Raw genomic sequence first — 13,681 nt, forward strand, 5'->3', positions numbered from 1 at the left:
ACGTTATCGAACAGCCGGTTTGGCCACGGAGGCGCGACGGCGTACGGGCATCGGCACGCGCAGCACCGCGGGGTCGGACGCCGGGCCGAGCAGTTTCTCGACCGCCTGCCAGCCGAGCTGGTAGTGCGGCAGCGAGATGCTGGTGAGCTGCGGCCGCAGCCAGGCCGCCAGCTCGGAGTCGTCGAACGAGATCACCGACACCGCGTCCGGGATGTCCAGGCCGGCCTCCCGCAGGGCCTGGTAGGTGCCGAGGGCGATCCGGTCGTTCAGGCAGATCAGGGCCTGCGGCATCAGCCCTTCGGCGAGGGCGCGACTGACCGCCTCGTACGCCGAATCGGGCCACCAGTCGCACTCCACCGTGCCGGCCAGTCGCACGTCGGCCGCGTGCAGCCCCTCACGGATGCCGGCCAGCCTCTCCCGCCCCGCGAACACGTGCTCGCCGGGGCTGCCGACCAGGTGGATCCCGCCGCGGTGCCCGGCCTCGAGCAGGGTGGTGGCCGCGGTCCAGCCGGCCGCCAGCTCGTCCGGGATGACCTGGTGCTGCGCCGGCCGCGACCGGTGGGTCAGACAGTTGAGCAGCACCACCGACCGCCCCTTGAGCTGCTTGGGCAGGCGCACGTAGCGGGTGAACATGCTCGCGTAGATGAACGCGTCGACCTGCCGGTCGAGGAAGTCGGAGATCAGCTTCTCCTCGACGACCGGGTCACCTTCGGTCTCGCCGATGAAGAGCAGATGACCGTGCGCCACGGCCGCGGCCAGGCTCCCGTTGATGGCCCGGCCCGCGTACGGATCGGAGGCCAGCGTGTCCGAGACGAGCGCGATCGTCCGGGTGACCTTGGTGCGCAGGCTCCGGGCCATGAGGTTGGGCCGGTAGTCCAGCTCCTGAGCCGCCCGGAGCACCCGCTGACGGGCGTCTTCGGAGATCCTCATGTCCTGGTGGCGTCCAGCCAGGACGAAGGAGGCCGTGCTGCGGGACACGCCGGCCCGCTGTGCGACCTGTAGGAGAGTCGCCCGTTGCGGGGGCATGTTCCGCAGTGTTCCACGGTCCCCCGAAGGAGCACCATGCGCACAGTTCGCAGATGCTCAATTGACGTCTGACGACTCGCCGTTGCAGTGTCGGGCTCAACCGATCCAGCAAGCAACGTGCCCCGGCGGGCGCGACGCCGCCCGGCAGCCGGAAGCGTGCGTGCCGGCGTGTCCCGGTGAGAGCGCGACCGGCGCGCCCCCGTGCTGCTCGGCGGGCCCGCCGGGGCCCCTGGTCACGCCGGGTGGGTGTGGTGACACCCACCCGGCGTGACACCCTCAGGCGCGCTTTACCCGTTCCTCGATCGCGTCCAACGCCGAGCCGATCGACTTCGCCACGATCACCCGTTCGAGCGCTTCGGCGCGGACGAACGCGGTGTCGCCGAGCTGACTCAGCCAGGCCAGCAGACCGTCGTAGAAGCCCTCGGGGTCGAGCAGCACGATCGGCTTGTCGTGCAGGTCGAGGGTCGCGGTGGTCCACACCTCGAACAGCTCGTCGAGCGTGCCGAGGCCGCCCGGCAGCGTGATGAACGCGTCCGACCGCTCGATCATGATGTTCTTGCGCTCGCCCATGTCGGCGGTGATGACCAGTTCGTCGGAGGCCCGGTCGGCCACCTCCCAGTCGACCAGCACCTGCGGGATGATCCCGAGCGTGTGCCCGCCGCCGGCCCGGGTGCCGTCGGCGACCGCACCCATCATGCCGACGCAACCGCCACCCGAGACCAGCGAGTGCCCGCGGGCGGCGAGCTCTTCCCCCGTACGGGTGGCCAGGTCGAGCCATTTCTGTTCGAGCGTGCTCGAGGAGGCGCAGAAGACGCAGATCGCGGCCACGTCAGCGGTTCCCCTGGGCCTCGGCCAGCGCCGCGTCGGCGTCCACGATGATCTGTACCGCCTCGTCCACGTCGTCGGTCAGCTGGATCAGCTCCAGGTCACTCTCGCTGATCTTGCCGTCGGCCAGCAGGGTGCCCTTGACCCAGTCGAGCAGGCCGGCCCAGTAGGCCGTGCCCATCAGGATCACCGGGAAGCGGGTCACCTTCTTGGTCTGCACCAGCGTGATCGCCTCGAACAGCTCGTCGAGGGTGCCGAAGCCGCCGGGCAGCACCACGAACGCCTGGGCGTACTTGACGAACATGGTCTTGCGGACGAAGAAGTAGCGGAAGTCGATGCCGACGTCCACCCAGTCGTTGAGGCCCTGCTCGAAGGGGAGTTCGATGCCGAGCCCGACCGACATGCCGCCGGCCTCGGTGGCGCCCCGGTTGGCCGCCTCCATCACGCCCGGGCCGCCGCCGGTGATCACCGCGTAGCCCGCCTCGGCGAGGGCCGCGCCCAGGGCCGCGGCCATCTCGCACTCGGGGCTGTCAGGATGGCTGCGGGCCGAGCCGAAGACACTCACCGCGGGCGGCAGGTCGGCCAGGGTGTCGAAGCCCTCGACGAACTCCGAGAGGATCCGCAACGCCCGCCAGGCGTCCTTGGTCTTCCACTCGCGCCGGTGGTGCGAATCGAGCAGTTTCTCGTCGGCCGTGCTCGGCGGGATCGACTCACGCCGCAGCGTGACCGCGCCCCGATGACGCTCCGGCCCTCCGCCGCGTCGCCCGTTGGTGCTGTCCGTCATGCCTAAAAGGTAGTGCGGACGGTCAGTGACCCGGTGAACAACCGGGTGGGTTTCGGTAAGAGGATTGCGGGTCGGCGACCTTTTTGCCAGATTGAAGCAACGGACGGTAGCTCTAGGGCGTCTGTTCAGTTACCAGATCTCTTCTCGGCCTCGGCCGGGCTCCCGGCTTAAGGAGCCACCGTGACGACCCGATACGAGCGAATGAAAATGCAGCGCCGCATGCAGCGGCGCATCCAACTGGTGGTCGAGGAGCGCCGCATGGCGTTCGGCGATCGCCCTCGACCGGCCTATGATCCCGAGACCACGGTGGAGATCCCGCCGATGAAGGTGGCCCGGGCGATCGGCCGGGTCGCGATCCGACCAGCCCTCTGATCAGGGCGCCAGCCAGCGGTAGAGCGTCGCCGCCCCGTCCCTGATCTTGCCGATCTCGACGTGCTCGTCGGGCGCGTGCGCCAGCAGCGGATCGCCGGGGCCGTAGTTGAGGGCCGGGATGCCGAGCGCCGCGAACCGGGCCACGTCGGTCCAGCCCAGCTTGGCCGCCGGCTCGGCCCCGACCGCGGTGAGGAATTCGCGGGCCGGGGCGGCGGCGAGCCCGGGCAGCGCTCCCGGCGCCGAGTCGGTCAGCTCGACCTCGAAGCCCTCGAACACCTCGTGGACGTGTTCGAGCGCCTGCTTCTCGGTGCGGTCGGGCGCGAACCGCATGTTGACCTCGACCACGCAGGCGTCGGGCACGACGTTCCCGGCCACCCCGCCGTTGATCTTCACGGCGTTGAGGCCCTCACGGTACGTACAGCCGTCGATCGTGACCGTGCGTGGGCGGTAGTCGGAAAGCCGACGCAGCACCTCACCGGCCGCGTGGATCGCGTTGACGCCCCGCCAGGCGCGGGCGGTGTGGGCCCGGCGGCCGGTGGTGCGCACGTTCACCCGCAGCGTGCCCTGGCAGCCGGCCTCGACCACCCCGTACGTCGGTTCGAGCAGCACGGCGAAGTCGGCCAGCAGCCACTCGGGGCGGGCCTCGGCGACCAGCCGCAGCCCGTTGTACTTCGAGTCGATCTCTTCGGCCTCGTAGAACAGGTATGTGAGGTCGTACCGCGGGTCGGGCAGCGTGGCCGCCAGGTGCAGGGCCAGGGCCACGCCCGACTTCATGTCGGAGGTGCCGCAGCCATAGATCAGGTCGTCGACGACGGTCGACGGGAAGTTGTCGTTCAGCGGCACGGTGTCGAGGTGGCCGGCGAGCACCACCCGCTGTTCGCGCCCCAGATCCGTGCGGGCCATCACGGTGTTGCCGAGCCGGTCCACGCTCAGGTGGGAGGCGTCGCGGAGCACTTCCTCGACGTGATCGGCGATCGCCTGCTCGTTGCGGGAGACGGACTCGATGTCGACCAGGGTGCGGGTGAGCTCCACGGGGTCGACCAACACGTCCGGGGTTAGCGGGTTGGCCATAGCGCGCACGATACCGGCCGGACGTGAATCAGCTCGGGCGCTTGGCCTTTAGTAGTGTTCGCCACGTGGAAACTGCGATCTCGACCTCGCCGGCCTGGGGCATCGGCCTCGCCACCGTCACCGCCGAGGGACAGGTGCTCGACACCTGGTACCCGGAGGGCTACCTCGGACTGGGCGACTTCCCGGCCGAGGCGCCGACGTTGCCGGCCGGACTGACCGGGCCCAGGACCCTGCCCGGTCTGTCGACGGTCGAGGTGCGTACGTCAATCGCGTCCCTGGCCGACCCGATCAAGGACGCGTCGGACGCCTATCTGCGCCTCCACCTGCTCTCGCACCGCTTCGTGGTGCCGAACTCGCTCAACCTCGACGGCATCTTCGGCTCGCTCGCGAACGTGGCCTGGACGTCGGCCGGCCCGTGCCCGACCGACCGGGTCGACGAGCTGCGCTTCCTCGAGCGCGCCGCGGGCCGCCACCTGGCCGTCTTCGGCGTCGACAAGTTCCCGCGCATGACCGACTATGTCGTACCGTCGGGTGTCCGCATCGCCGACGCCGACCGGGTGCGCCTCGGCGCCCACCTGGCCTCCGGCACCACGGTCATGCACGAGGGCTTCGCGAACTTCAACGCGGGCACGCTCGGCACCTCGATGGTCGAGGGCCGCATCGTGCAGGGTGTCGTGGTCGGCGACAGCTCCGACGTCGGCGCCGGGTCGTCCATCATGGGCACGCTCTCGGGCGGCGGCAAGGACAAGGTGCGCATCGGCGAGCGCAGCCTGCTCGGCGCGAACGCGGGCATCGGCATCTCGCTCGGCGACGACTGCGTGGTCGAGGCCGGCTGCTACATCACGGCCGGGTCGAAGATCACACTGCCCGACGGCCGGGTGGTCAAGGCGCGCGAGCTCTCCGGCGTCAACGGTCTGCTGTTCTGGCGCAACTCGGTCACCGGCGCGCTGGAGGCCAAGCCGCGCAAGGGGCAGGGCATCGAGCTGAACGCGGCCCTGCACGCTAACTCCTGAGATAGGGGGCGGCCGCCGTCTTGACGGCGGCCGTCAGCTCGTCCAGCACCTCGGAGCCGATCTTCCAGTACTGCCAGTAGAGCGGGACGTCGAGATATCGCCCCGGGTGCAGGTCGACGTAGTGGCCGGCGGCGATGTCCTCGCGGGCGATCCACTCCTGGACCATGCCCCAGCCCAATCCGATCCTTATCGCTTCGATGTACGCGGACGCGGATGGGATGTAGTGCATTTCGGATAAATCGCCGACGAATGCATGCTGTAGCCGATCCTTCCGGTTGTACAGCACGGCCGTCGACGCACCCGCCTGCCCGCAGGCCAGGTAACGCATCACGCCCAGCCGCTCGATCCGGCAGCCCTGGACGACCTCCTTGTCCGCGGTGACGGCGGCCATGGCCGTACCGGATCGCAGCAGGTCGGCGGTGTGGAACTCGTCGTCGGTGTGCAGCTCGTAGGTCGGACCGGGCACTGCTTTGAGCGCGGGCAGGAACCAGGTGTGCAGCGAGTCGGCGTTCACCACGATCGACACGCGGGTGCCGTCACGCGCCTCGGCCAGCGCCTCCCGTTCGAGCAGCGCGACCTGTCCCGCGAACCGCACCAGGGCTTCTCCGGCCGGCGTGGCGACACACGGTTTGGCCCGGCGCACCAGAACCTGCCCCACCGAACGTTCGAGCGCCTTGATCCGCTGACTCACCGCCGACGGTGTGACGTGCAGCTCACGCGCCGCCGCCTCGAAGCTGCCGGTGCCGATGACCGCCTGGAAAGTGGCCAGCTGCGCGAAATCCACGATTAGCGATTCTAATGCAAGTTCAAATTCTTTAGCTTTCGTACGGGGTTCAGCCCGCTTAGCGTCGAACGGTGCTCACCTCCGTCGCCGCCGGCTTCGCCGCTTCCGCCGTCCTGATCATCGCCATCGGCGCCCAGAACGCGTTCGTCCTCCGACAGGGCCTGCGCCGCGAACACGTGCTGGCGGTGGTGCTGGTGTGCGCCCTCAGCGACCTGCTGCTGATCCTCGCGGGCATCGGCGGCCTGGGCGCGGTCGTCACCGCCCGCCCCGACGCGGTCACCGTGATCAAGTGGGTGGGCGCGGCCTTCCTGACCACGTACGCCGTCCTGGCCGCGCGCCGCGCCCTGCGGCCGACCGCTCTGAACCCGGCCGACCGGGCCCCCGCCACCCTGCGCGCGACCCTGCTGACGTGTCTGGCCCTGACCTACCTGAACCCGCACGTCTACCTCGACACTGTGCTGCTGCTCGGTTCGGTCGCCCAGCAGCACGACCATCGCTGGCTCTTCGGCCTGGGCGCGGCGGCGGCCAGCCTGGCCTGGTTCGCGGCCCTGGGGTTGGGCGCCCACCGGTTGGCGCCGTTGCTGGCTCGGCCGGTCGCTTGGCGCGTGCTCGACGGGCTGATCGCCGTCGTCATGCTCGGCGTGGCCGCGTCACTCCTGCTCAGCTAGCGCCTTTACCGTTTCGCGCCCACATCCCGCCCGCGCTCTGCCGCTCGCCTACGCGCCCTGCCGGCCGTCCGCTGCCTGCTGCCCGTGCGCGCTGCTCGCCGCGCTCTGCTGCCCGTCCACGCCGCTCGCCGCGCCCTGCCGCCCGCCCACGCCCAGCAGCCCCCGCTCACGCCCAACCGCTCACCACGCTCTCCCGCTCGTTCACGCCCTGCTGCCCGTCCGTGGAAGCCGCTCCGAGGCGGCACGCAACCACCATCAGCGGCGGCGCCTGGGGAAAAGGCCGACAAGCGACCACGTCCGCCTGTGGACAACTTCGCCGGCTCAGCTTGACAGCGCGTAGGGTCCACCCCACTGCTCTCCCCTGGTGGTGGGGGTTAGGGATGGCCGAACCACACGAAGGATCTTGCCGGCGCCCGGAGCAAAGGGCGGGAACGAACAGCTGGAGTGAGGGCGGCGGGGGAACCGGCGGTCGGGTCAAGCCCGGCGGGGAACCAGCGGCCGGAGCGAAGGCGGCGGGGAACCAGCGACTGCAGCGAGCCCCCGCGGGGACGGCCCGGGCGGGAAACGGCCTGGACAGCGGGCCGGCTTGACCCTCCAGCTGGTTGAGGCGGCATGGTCCGGGAGGTGCGAGGAGACATGCTCAGCATCGGCGAAGTGGCTCGGGCCAGTGGGCTCAGCGTCAGCGCGCTCCGGTTCTATGACTCGGCGGGCGTTCTGGTGCCGGCCGAGGTCGACGCGGTCAACGGGTATCGGCGGTACGACTACTCCCAGCTCAGGGCGGCCCGGCTCATCGCGGGGCTGCGGCGGGTGGGGATGCCGGTGGCGGAGATCGCTGAGGCCGTACGGGAAGGGAACCCGGCCGTCCGCCTGCGGCTCGATGAGCACCGGCGACGGCTCGAAGACGGGCTGGCCGACGCCAAGCGTGAGCTTCTCCGCATCCATGCCCTGCTCGACCTGGAGGAGAACCTCATGACCCGGATCAGTCTGCCCGCCTCGGCGTTGGCCGCCGCGCTCGATGCCGTTCGGTTCGCTGCGGGGGCCGATCCCGCGTTGCCGATGCTGCAGTGTGTGCTGGCCGATGTGACCGACGGCGTGCTGACGCTGGTGGCGACCGACCGCTTCCGGATGGCCGTGGCGACGGCGGCGGCCGAGGTCGAAGGGCCGCCGATCCGCTCGGTCCTGCCGCTCGCGTTCGTCGACGAGTTGCGCCCGAGGCTCACCGGCGGTCGCGCGGTGCTCGACCTGGCGCCTGATTCCGTACGGGCGGAGCCCGCCTCGCTCGAGGTCAAGCCCCTGGATCTCGACTACCCGGACCACCGCCGCCTGCTCGACGGTCTCGCCGGGCCGAGCCGCCGGGTCACGGTCGACACCGAGGCCCTGCGGGAAACGGTGGCGGCCTCCCCGGTCGCGACCCGGGAACACGAAGGGAGGACGTACGAGGCCGTGACGTTGACCTTGGACGACACCGACATCGTGGTGAACCGGGAGTTCCTGCTGCAGGCACTCGACGCCGGTAACGCCGGGCAGCTGGTGCTGGAACTGGACGGGCCGATCAAGCCGCTGGCCGTGCGCGTGCCGGGCGACGACTCCCGCTACTCGATCCTGATGCCGGTGCGTAACTGAGGTCCCGATGCCGGCGCGCAAATGAGTTGCCGATTCCAAAACACCGGGCTTGACGTGTCGGAGATTTCCGACGCATTATGAGGCGCATGCCGGACGTGGATGTGTTCGGCGCACTGGCCAATCCGGTGCGCCGCCAGTTGCTCGAAGCGTTGCGCGACGGCCCGCTGCCCGCGGGTGAGCTGGCCGGGCGGTTCGAACTGAGCCGCCCGGCCGTCTCGGAACACCTCGCCGTGCTGCGCAACGCGCGGCTCGTCACCGAGGAACCGCGCGGCCGCCACCGCTATTACCACCTGGCCGCCGAACCGCTGGCCGAGGTGAACGACTGGCTGCATCCGTTCGAGCGCTACTGGCGCGACCGCCTGCGGGCGCTGCGCGACCTGGCCGAAGGAGAAGACCTGTGAACAGCATCGAGTGCGACCAGTTCATCGCCAAGCCGCCCGCGGCCGTGTGGCGGGTGCTCACCGAGCCGGAGCTGCACGCCAAGTGGTGGGTGGCCGGCGACATCAAACCGGTCGTCGGCCACCGCTTCACGCTCGACATGGGCGCCCAGTGGGGCGAGCAGCAGTGCGAGGTGCTCGAGGTCGAGCCCGAGAAGCTGCTGCGCTACACCTTCGCCGAGGGCGTGCTCGACACCACGATCACCTGGCGGCTCGAACCCGAGGGCCAGGGCACCCGGCTGTTCCTCGTGCACGACGGCTTCCCGCCCGGCGCACCGGCGATCGAGGGCATGGGCCGCGGCTGGCCGGGCCTGCTGCGCCGGATCGACACCGTCCTGGCCGGGTGACGATCAACGCCATGGCCGCGTGAGGCTCAAAAAAGGCCGCTTAACAGCCGCTCGAAACACCGCTCGAGAACGGCCGGACAAGAAGGTCGCGCCCGAGTAACGAAGTCGCGGCGGCGTAACAATTTACGTCCGCGTCACGCGGGAGCACTTGAGCCACGTCACATCGGGTGCTCGGCGCACAGGAGAAATGGCTACCGTCGTCGGGTGCGCATCGGGCAGCAGTACGAGGACTCCGCCGCCGGCGAGCGCGCCACCGGCTGGGAGTTCGCCTGGCTGGACGGGCGTGACGTGGGCTCCGAGCCCACCTGGTCATACCCGGCGATCGCCCGCACCCTGGTCCGCCGCGCGGGCTCTCTGCTCGACCTCGACACCGGCAACGGCGAGCTGCTGGCCGAGCTCGCGCCCCTCCCGCCGCACACGATCGCGGTCGAGAGCTGGGCCCGCAACACCCCGGTGGCCCGCGACCGGCTCTACCCGTTCGGGGTGCAGGTGCTCACCGAACTGCCCGGCGGCGAGGACGAGTTCGATGTCGTCCTCAGCCGCCACGGGCGCCTTCCCGCCGCCGACATCTCGCGGCTGCTGCGCCGCGGCGGCACCCTGCTCAGCCAGCAGGTGGGCAGCGACGACCTGGCCGGGCTCAACGTGGCGCTGGGGGCGCCACCGGCCCACCGCCAGCCCTGGAACGCCGACGTCGCGATCGCGGCGCTGACCGACGCCGGCCTCGAGGTCACCGACGTCCGCGAGGAGCGCCCGCGGGTCGCCTTCGCCGATGTCGGTGCGATCGTGCGCCAACTTCGCGACCTGCCCTGGCAGATCCGCGATTTCTCCCCGAGGCTGTACCAGGACGCACTGGAGCGCCTCGACACCTTCATCCGCCTGCACGGCGACTTCACCGTGACCGCCCATCGGTTCCTGGTCGAAGCCGTCCGTCCGTAACAACCCCCACCCCCTCGGAAAGAAGATCGGTCATGCGCTCGTTGGTCATCGCCGTCGCCCAACCGCCCGTCCACCCGCTCGACATCGCCGCGAACGCGACCCGGCACGCCGCCACCGTGCGGGCCGCCGGCGCCCGGCTGGTCGTCTTTCCCGAGCTCTCCCTCACCGGCTACGACGTCGACGCGCCGCTGATCGCGCCCGACGACCCGAGGCTCCAGCCGCTGATCGACTCGTGCGCCGCCACCGACACGATCGCGCTGGCCGGCGCGGCGATCGCGGGCCCGCACATCGCGACCCTGCTCGTCGACGGCGACGGCGCCCGGGTCGTCTACCGCAAGGTCCACCCGCACGGCGCGTCCGAGGCGCGCTTTCAGCCGGGCCCCGGCCCCGAGGTGATCGAGGTCGACGGGTGGCGTCTCGGCCTGGCGATCTGCCGCGACACCGGCGTCGAGGAGCACTGGGCGGCCACGGCGGCGCTGGGCATCGACGCGTACGTGGCCGGGGTGGTCGACCGCCCGGCCGACGAGGCAGTGGTGGCCGAGCGGGCGCGGAAGATCAGCACCACGTACGGGGTATGGACCGCAATCGCCTCGTGCGCGGGCGCGACCGGCCCCGACTACACCGAGACGGCCGGCCGCTCCGGCATCTGGGCTCCCGACGGCACCGTCGCCGCCCGCGCCGGCAGCGCCGTGGGCGAGATCGCGCGCGCCACCCTCTTCGCCGAGCGACTGGCCCGCGTCTGACGACCGCCGAGCGACCGGCCCGCGCTTGACGACCGCCGAGCGACCGGCCAGCGTCTAACGACCGCCAAGCGACCGGCCCGCGCTTGACGACCGCCGAGCGACTGACCCGCGCTTAACGACCCCCGAGCGACCGGCCAGCGTCTAGCGGTCGCCGGGTCGGCCTTTGCGCGCCAGCACCAGGCTCGTCCGCAACTCGAGCGTCACCGAACCGCCGAACCCGTCGATCGCCGCGTCCAACCCTTCCAGGGCGCGGCGCTGGTCGTCGGGCGTGTGGCGCAGGAACGGCGAGAACGTCCGCGTCAACTGCAGGTAGCGCTCTTTCGAAAAGACCGGATATGTGAGGACACGCCGCTCCTCGACGTCACGCCACACCCCCGAGCCGAGCACGTCGTCGCGCACCCAGTGATCACCCCGGACGGCCACGGTCGGGTCGACACGCGTCAGCACGTCGCTGATCGCCTTCTCCTGCACGCGGTCGGCGTAGCCGTATTTGTGCTGGAAGACCGCCAGCACGCCACCTCCGCCGAGCGCGTCGCAGGCCCTCCGGTTGCGCGTCGCCGCGTCCATCCAGTGCCAGGCCATGGCGCAGGCGATCAACCCCGGTTTCCCGTACGGCGGGAGCCACTCCTCAAAAGCAGCCTCGACCACCTCGACCGTCGGAAACTTGGCGCGCAACACGGCGGCCATCCGCGGGTCGGGTTCCAGCGCGGTGAGCGGCGCGTTCAGCCCGAGCAACAGTTCGGTGCCCTTGCCGGTGCCCGCGCCCAGCTCGAGAATCGTCGCCGGCGCGCCGCCATAGTCCACGATCATTTCCCGTACGGCGTCCGGGTAGCCCGGCCGCACATCGTCGTAGAGCGCCGCGACCTCGCCGAAGACATTGACCATGCGTCCGAGGTTATGCGCGATCGGATCAGCGCCCTCGACGACGGCTGCCGCACGACGCCGGCCAGCTAGGCTCGTACCGTGCAGCACCACGTACGCCCGGCCGGCCCACCGCCCCCCAACGGCTACAGCCATGCCGTCTCGTTCACCGGACCGACCGTGGTGGTCTCCGGGCAGGTCCCGCTGGACGCCGACGGTCGCCTGGTCGGCGGGGACGACACGTTGGAACAGACCCGCCAGGTGTTCCGCAACATCGAGACCGCCCTGGCCGCGGCCGGCGCCTCGATGTCCGATGTGGTCAAGCTGACGATCTTCCTGACCAACGTCGCCGACCTGCCCGCGTTCCGCGCCGCCCGCGACGAGTTCATCGACCTGGAGCGCCCGCCCGCGAGCTCGCTGGTGCAGGTCGCGGCCCTGGTCCACCCCGGCTTCCGGGTCGAGGTCGAAGCGCTCGCGGTCCTACCCACCCGATAAGTCCGTTCCGCCCGATCGGCCGGTCGCGCCCCGCCGACAGAACCGTCAGCGGTAAGCATCTTTCAGGTGAGCGCTTCCGAAAATCGCCTAACCCATTAGTGGATAGATGCACTTGCCAGACGGCAAGCATCGCGACAGAAGCTCGCATTCCCTCACGTTGAAGGCCCGATCCGAGGGTTACGGCCCACAGTGGATCATTTTGCGCCTTGAACAAGCCGCATCCATTTGATAGCCCCGCGTTTCCCCAGCATGCCCGCCGGACGAGCGCGGCCCGGTGATCGCGGAGCGCGGCCGCACGCTCGATGCCTCACGCATCCGTCAGCCTCCCGGGTTAAACCGGACGTCGGCAATCGACTGACTTCACGTTCGGGATAGGACAGGCGGAAGCACTATCGCCAGCCCGGACCCATTAAGCCATCTTTGTCGCAGCGCCGGAACGCCACCGAGCCCCGGCCACACACATTCCGAGCATTACCCGCGATTAGTCGCCCGTTCCTGGAGGAACATCCAATGCGTAAGTTCACCAAGCGTTCCGTCGCCGTCGTTGCCGCCGCCGTCGTGGCGGTGGGCGGAGGCGCGGCCGCCTACGCTGCCTGGTCCGCCAACGCGACTGGTTCGGCGACGGCATCGACCGGCTCCTCCGCTCCGGTCGAGGTGACGGGAAGTCAGGTCTCGCAGGTGCTGGTGCCGAACAACAAGGCCAACCTGGTGGTCACCCTGCGGAACCCGAACAACTTCCTGGTGAAGGTCAAGAAGGTCGAGATCACCAGTATCACCACCAGCAAGTCGGGTTGCGGCAACGGCAACTTCGCCTTCACGAAGCCGGCGATCACGCCGATCAACCTGGCCCCGGTGACCACCGCCGGCGACACCCAGGCCGTCACGCTGACGGACGTGGTCTCTCTCATCGCGGACCCGAACAACGCGTGCCAGGACGCCCCGCTGCAGATCAACTTCAAGGTCGACGCCGAGAGCACCGACGTCTGATCGCTTCCGGGTGGGAGGGGCGGCCTCGCCTCTCCCACCGCCCACCACGGTTCAAGGCGGGACGAAAGAGCGGACGATGAAACGCTGGTACAGCTGGGCGGGCGCGGCCGCTGCCATCCTGAGCAGTGCACTGCTCGCCGGAATCGGCCCCGGCTCGGGCCCGACGGAACGAGACATTGCGCTGAGCGGTTGGCACGGCGGCTCTTCCGGGAGCTACGACTTCGACATCAAGGCCACTTCGGTTCGTGGCCTTTACCCCGGAGCGAGGAAGCCGATCGAGCTGACCTTCGTGAATCCCTACCCCTTCGCCCTGCGAGTCACCTCGATTGAAGGCAGGCTGGTCGACGCCTCACGCCGTGGATGCCGGCCAACGTCGAGCAATCTGATCGTCGGCCAGTTCGACGGGAAGCTGCCACTGACGCTCCAGGCCGGTAGCCGCACGAAGGTCGGCCGGATCCCGCTTCGCATGCCCAACACCGTCGCCGACGCATGCCAGCGCACAACCTTCACCATCCGAATCGCCGGCCGCGCGACGAAGGTGTCCCGATGAGGCGCAGCCGGGTCACGACGGCGGTTGTCGTTGCCGCCGCCGGGGTCATCGCGGCTGGCAGCGGCCTTTCGGCCTGGGCAAACTGGGAGACCAACGCGACCGCCGCGGCCAATGGCGAGACCGGCCAAGTGCCCACCGTCGCGAAGCCCAAGTCGGAAA

17 protein-coding genes are annotated in these 13,681 nt (G+C 70.1%); 11 read left to right on the forward strand and 6 right to left on the reverse strand.

Features of this window, described 5'->3' with window-relative positions:
- Nucleotides 1-3: 3 nt before the first annotated feature.
- From JIG36_RS43940 to JIG36_RS43950, 3 genes are all read right to left on the reverse strand, one after another.
- Nucleotides 4-1,026 (reverse strand): LacI family DNA-binding transcriptional regulator, encoded by a 1,023-nt coding sequence (locus JIG36_RS43940; RefSeq protein ID WP_203382833.1) that lies wholly within the window; start codon nucleotides 1,024-1,026, stop codon nucleotides 4-6.
- Nucleotides 1,027-1,302: 276 nt separating this feature from the next.
- Nucleotides 1,303-1,854, reverse strand: a complete 552-nt coding sequence (locus tag JIG36_RS43945; protein ID WP_203382834.1) for an LOG family protein — start codon at nucleotides 1,852-1,854, stop codon at nucleotides 1,303-1,305.
- A 1-nt stretch (nucleotide 1,855) separates the two neighbouring features.
- On the reverse strand, nucleotides 1,856-2,635 hold the full coding sequence (locus JIG36_RS43950; protein ID WP_203382835.1) for an LOG family protein: 780 nt from the start codon (nucleotides 2,633-2,635) through the stop codon (nucleotides 1,856-1,858).
- Between the two features lie 180 nt (nucleotides 2,636-2,815).
- Here JIG36_RS43950 and JIG36_RS43955 point away from each other — a divergent pair, with 180 nt between their 5' ends.
- Nucleotides 2,816-3,007: a hypothetical protein gene (locus JIG36_RS43955; RefSeq protein ID WP_203382941.1), complete on the forward strand. Its 192-nt coding sequence runs from the start codon at nucleotides 2,816-2,818 to the stop codon at nucleotides 3,005-3,007.
- Here the strand turns inward: JIG36_RS43955 and dapE are convergent, their stop codons facing one another.
- Nucleotides 3,008-4,078, reverse strand: a complete 1,071-nt coding sequence (dapE, locus tag JIG36_RS43960) for a succinyl-diaminopimelate desuccinylase (RefSeq protein WP_203382836.1) — start codon at nucleotides 4,076-4,078, stop codon at nucleotides 3,008-3,010.
- 65 nt (nucleotides 4,079-4,143) lie between these two features.
- Here dapE and dapD point away from each other — a divergent pair, with 65 nt between their 5' ends.
- Nucleotides 4,144-5,091 (forward strand): 2,3,4,5-tetrahydropyridine-2,6-dicarboxylate N-succinyltransferase, encoded by a 948-nt coding sequence (dapD, locus tag JIG36_RS43965; RefSeq protein WP_203382837.1) that lies wholly within the window; start codon nucleotides 4,144-4,146, stop codon nucleotides 5,089-5,091.
- Here the strand turns inward: dapD and JIG36_RS43970 are convergent.
- Entirely contained in the window at nucleotides 5,081-5,878 is a 798-nt protein-coding gene (locus JIG36_RS43970) for a LysR family transcriptional regulator ArgP (RefSeq protein WP_203382937.1), read from the reverse strand. The genes dapD and JIG36_RS43970 overlap by 11 nt on opposite strands.
- A 68-nt stretch (nucleotides 5,879-5,946) precedes the next feature.
- On the opposite strand from JIG36_RS43970, the gene JIG36_RS43975 reads away from it, so the two are divergent.
- From JIG36_RS43975 to JIG36_RS44000, 6 genes are all read left to right on the forward strand, one after another.
- A complete protein-coding gene (locus JIG36_RS43975; protein WP_203382838.1) occupies nucleotides 5,947-6,543 on the forward strand; it encodes a LysE/ArgO family amino acid transporter in 597 nt (198 codons plus the stop codon).
- Nucleotides 6,544-7,179: 636 nt separating this feature from the next.
- Complete coding sequence (locus JIG36_RS43980) at nucleotides 7,180-8,166, forward strand: DNA polymerase III subunit beta family protein (RefSeq protein WP_203382839.1); 987 nt, start codon at nucleotides 7,180-7,182, stop codon at nucleotides 8,164-8,166.
- An 86-nt stretch (nucleotides 8,167-8,252) separates the two neighbouring features.
- Entirely contained in the window at nucleotides 8,253-8,567 is a 315-nt protein-coding gene (locus JIG36_RS43985) for an ArsR/SmtB family transcription factor (protein WP_203382840.1), read from the forward strand.
- A complete protein-coding gene (locus tag JIG36_RS43990; RefSeq protein ID WP_203382841.1) occupies nucleotides 8,564-8,950 on the forward strand; it encodes an SRPBCC family protein in 387 nt (128 codons plus the stop codon). Before JIG36_RS43985 ends, JIG36_RS43990 begins: the two co-directional genes overlap by 4 nt.
- A 204-nt stretch (nucleotides 8,951-9,154) precedes the next feature.
- Nucleotides 9,155-9,886, forward strand: coding sequence for a class I SAM-dependent methyltransferase (locus JIG36_RS43995; RefSeq protein WP_203382842.1), 732 nt, complete (start codon nucleotides 9,155-9,157; stop codon nucleotides 9,884-9,886).
- Between the two features lie 32 nt (nucleotides 9,887-9,918).
- Complete coding sequence (locus JIG36_RS44000; protein ID WP_203382843.1) at nucleotides 9,919-10,629, forward strand: carbon-nitrogen hydrolase family protein; 711 nt, start codon at nucleotides 9,919-9,921, stop codon at nucleotides 10,627-10,629.
- A gap of 141 nt (nucleotides 10,630-10,770) precedes the next feature.
- Here the strand turns inward: JIG36_RS44000 and JIG36_RS44005 are convergent, their stop codons facing one another.
- On the reverse strand, nucleotides 10,771-11,514 hold the full coding sequence (locus tag JIG36_RS44005) for a class I SAM-dependent methyltransferase (protein WP_203382844.1): 744 nt from the start codon (nucleotides 11,512-11,514) through the stop codon (nucleotides 10,771-10,773).
- A 78-nt stretch (nucleotides 11,515-11,592) separates the two neighbouring features.
- Between JIG36_RS44005 and JIG36_RS44010 the strand changes: the two genes are divergently transcribed.
- From JIG36_RS44010 to JIG36_RS44020, 3 genes are all read left to right on the forward strand, one after another.
- Nucleotides 11,593-11,985: a RidA family protein gene (locus JIG36_RS44010; protein ID WP_203382845.1), complete on the forward strand. Its 393-nt coding sequence runs from the start codon at nucleotides 11,593-11,595 to the stop codon at nucleotides 11,983-11,985.
- Between the two features lie 510 nt (nucleotides 11,986-12,495).
- Nucleotides 12,496-12,972 carry a hypothetical protein gene (locus JIG36_RS44015; RefSeq protein ID WP_203382846.1) on the forward strand — a complete coding sequence of 159 codons (477 nt, stop codon included), beginning with the start codon at nucleotides 12,496-12,498 and terminating at the stop codon, nucleotides 12,970-12,972.
- A 76-nt stretch (nucleotides 12,973-13,048) separates the two neighbouring features.
- Entirely contained in the window at nucleotides 13,049-13,522 is a 474-nt protein-coding gene (locus tag JIG36_RS44020) for a hypothetical protein (protein WP_203382847.1), read from the forward strand.
- The last annotated feature ends 159 nt before the right edge of the window (nucleotides 13,523-13,681 follow it).

The sequence above is a fragment of the Paractinoplanes ovalisporus genome, from assembly GCF_016834655.1.
Classification (GTDB): domain Bacteria; phylum Actinomycetota; class Actinomycetes; order Mycobacteriales; family Micromonosporaceae; genus Actinoplanes; species Actinoplanes ovalisporus.

Excerpts from the sequence above, each read along its gene's own strand:
- JIG36_RS44020 (WP_203382847.1), top strand. The coding sequence starts at position 13,049 with ATGAAACGCTGGTACAGCTGGGCGGGCGCGGCCGCTGCCATCCTGAGC.
- dapE (WP_203382836.1), bottom strand. The coding sequence starts at position 4,078 with ATGGCCAACCCGCTAACCCCGGACGTGTTGGTCGACCCCGTGGAGCTC.
- JIG36_RS44005 (WP_203382844.1), bottom strand. The coding sequence starts at position 11,514 with ATGGTCAATGTCTTCGGCGAGGTCGCGGCGCTCTACGACGATGTGCGG.
- JIG36_RS43940 (WP_203382833.1), bottom strand. The coding sequence starts at position 1,026 with ATGCCCCCGCAACGGGCGACTCTCCTACAGGTCGCACAGCGGGCCGGC.
- JIG36_RS43980 (WP_203382839.1), top strand. The coding sequence starts at position 7,180 with ATGCTCAGCATCGGCGAAGTGGCTCGGGCCAGTGGGCTCAGCGTCAGC.
- JIG36_RS43950 (WP_203382835.1), bottom strand. The coding sequence starts at position 2,635 with ATGACGGACAGCACCAACGGGCGACGCGGCGGAGGGCCGGAGCGTCAT.
- JIG36_RS44015 (WP_203382846.1), top strand. The coding sequence starts at position 12,496 with ATGCGTAAGTTCACCAAGCGTTCCGTCGCCGTCGTTGCCGCCGCCGTC.
- JIG36_RS44000 (WP_203382843.1), top strand. The coding sequence starts at position 9,919 with ATGCGCTCGTTGGTCATCGCCGTCGCCCAACCGCCCGTCCACCCGCTC.
- JIG36_RS43985 (WP_203382840.1), top strand. The coding sequence starts at position 8,253 with ATGCCGGACGTGGATGTGTTCGGCGCACTGGCCAATCCGGTGCGCCGC.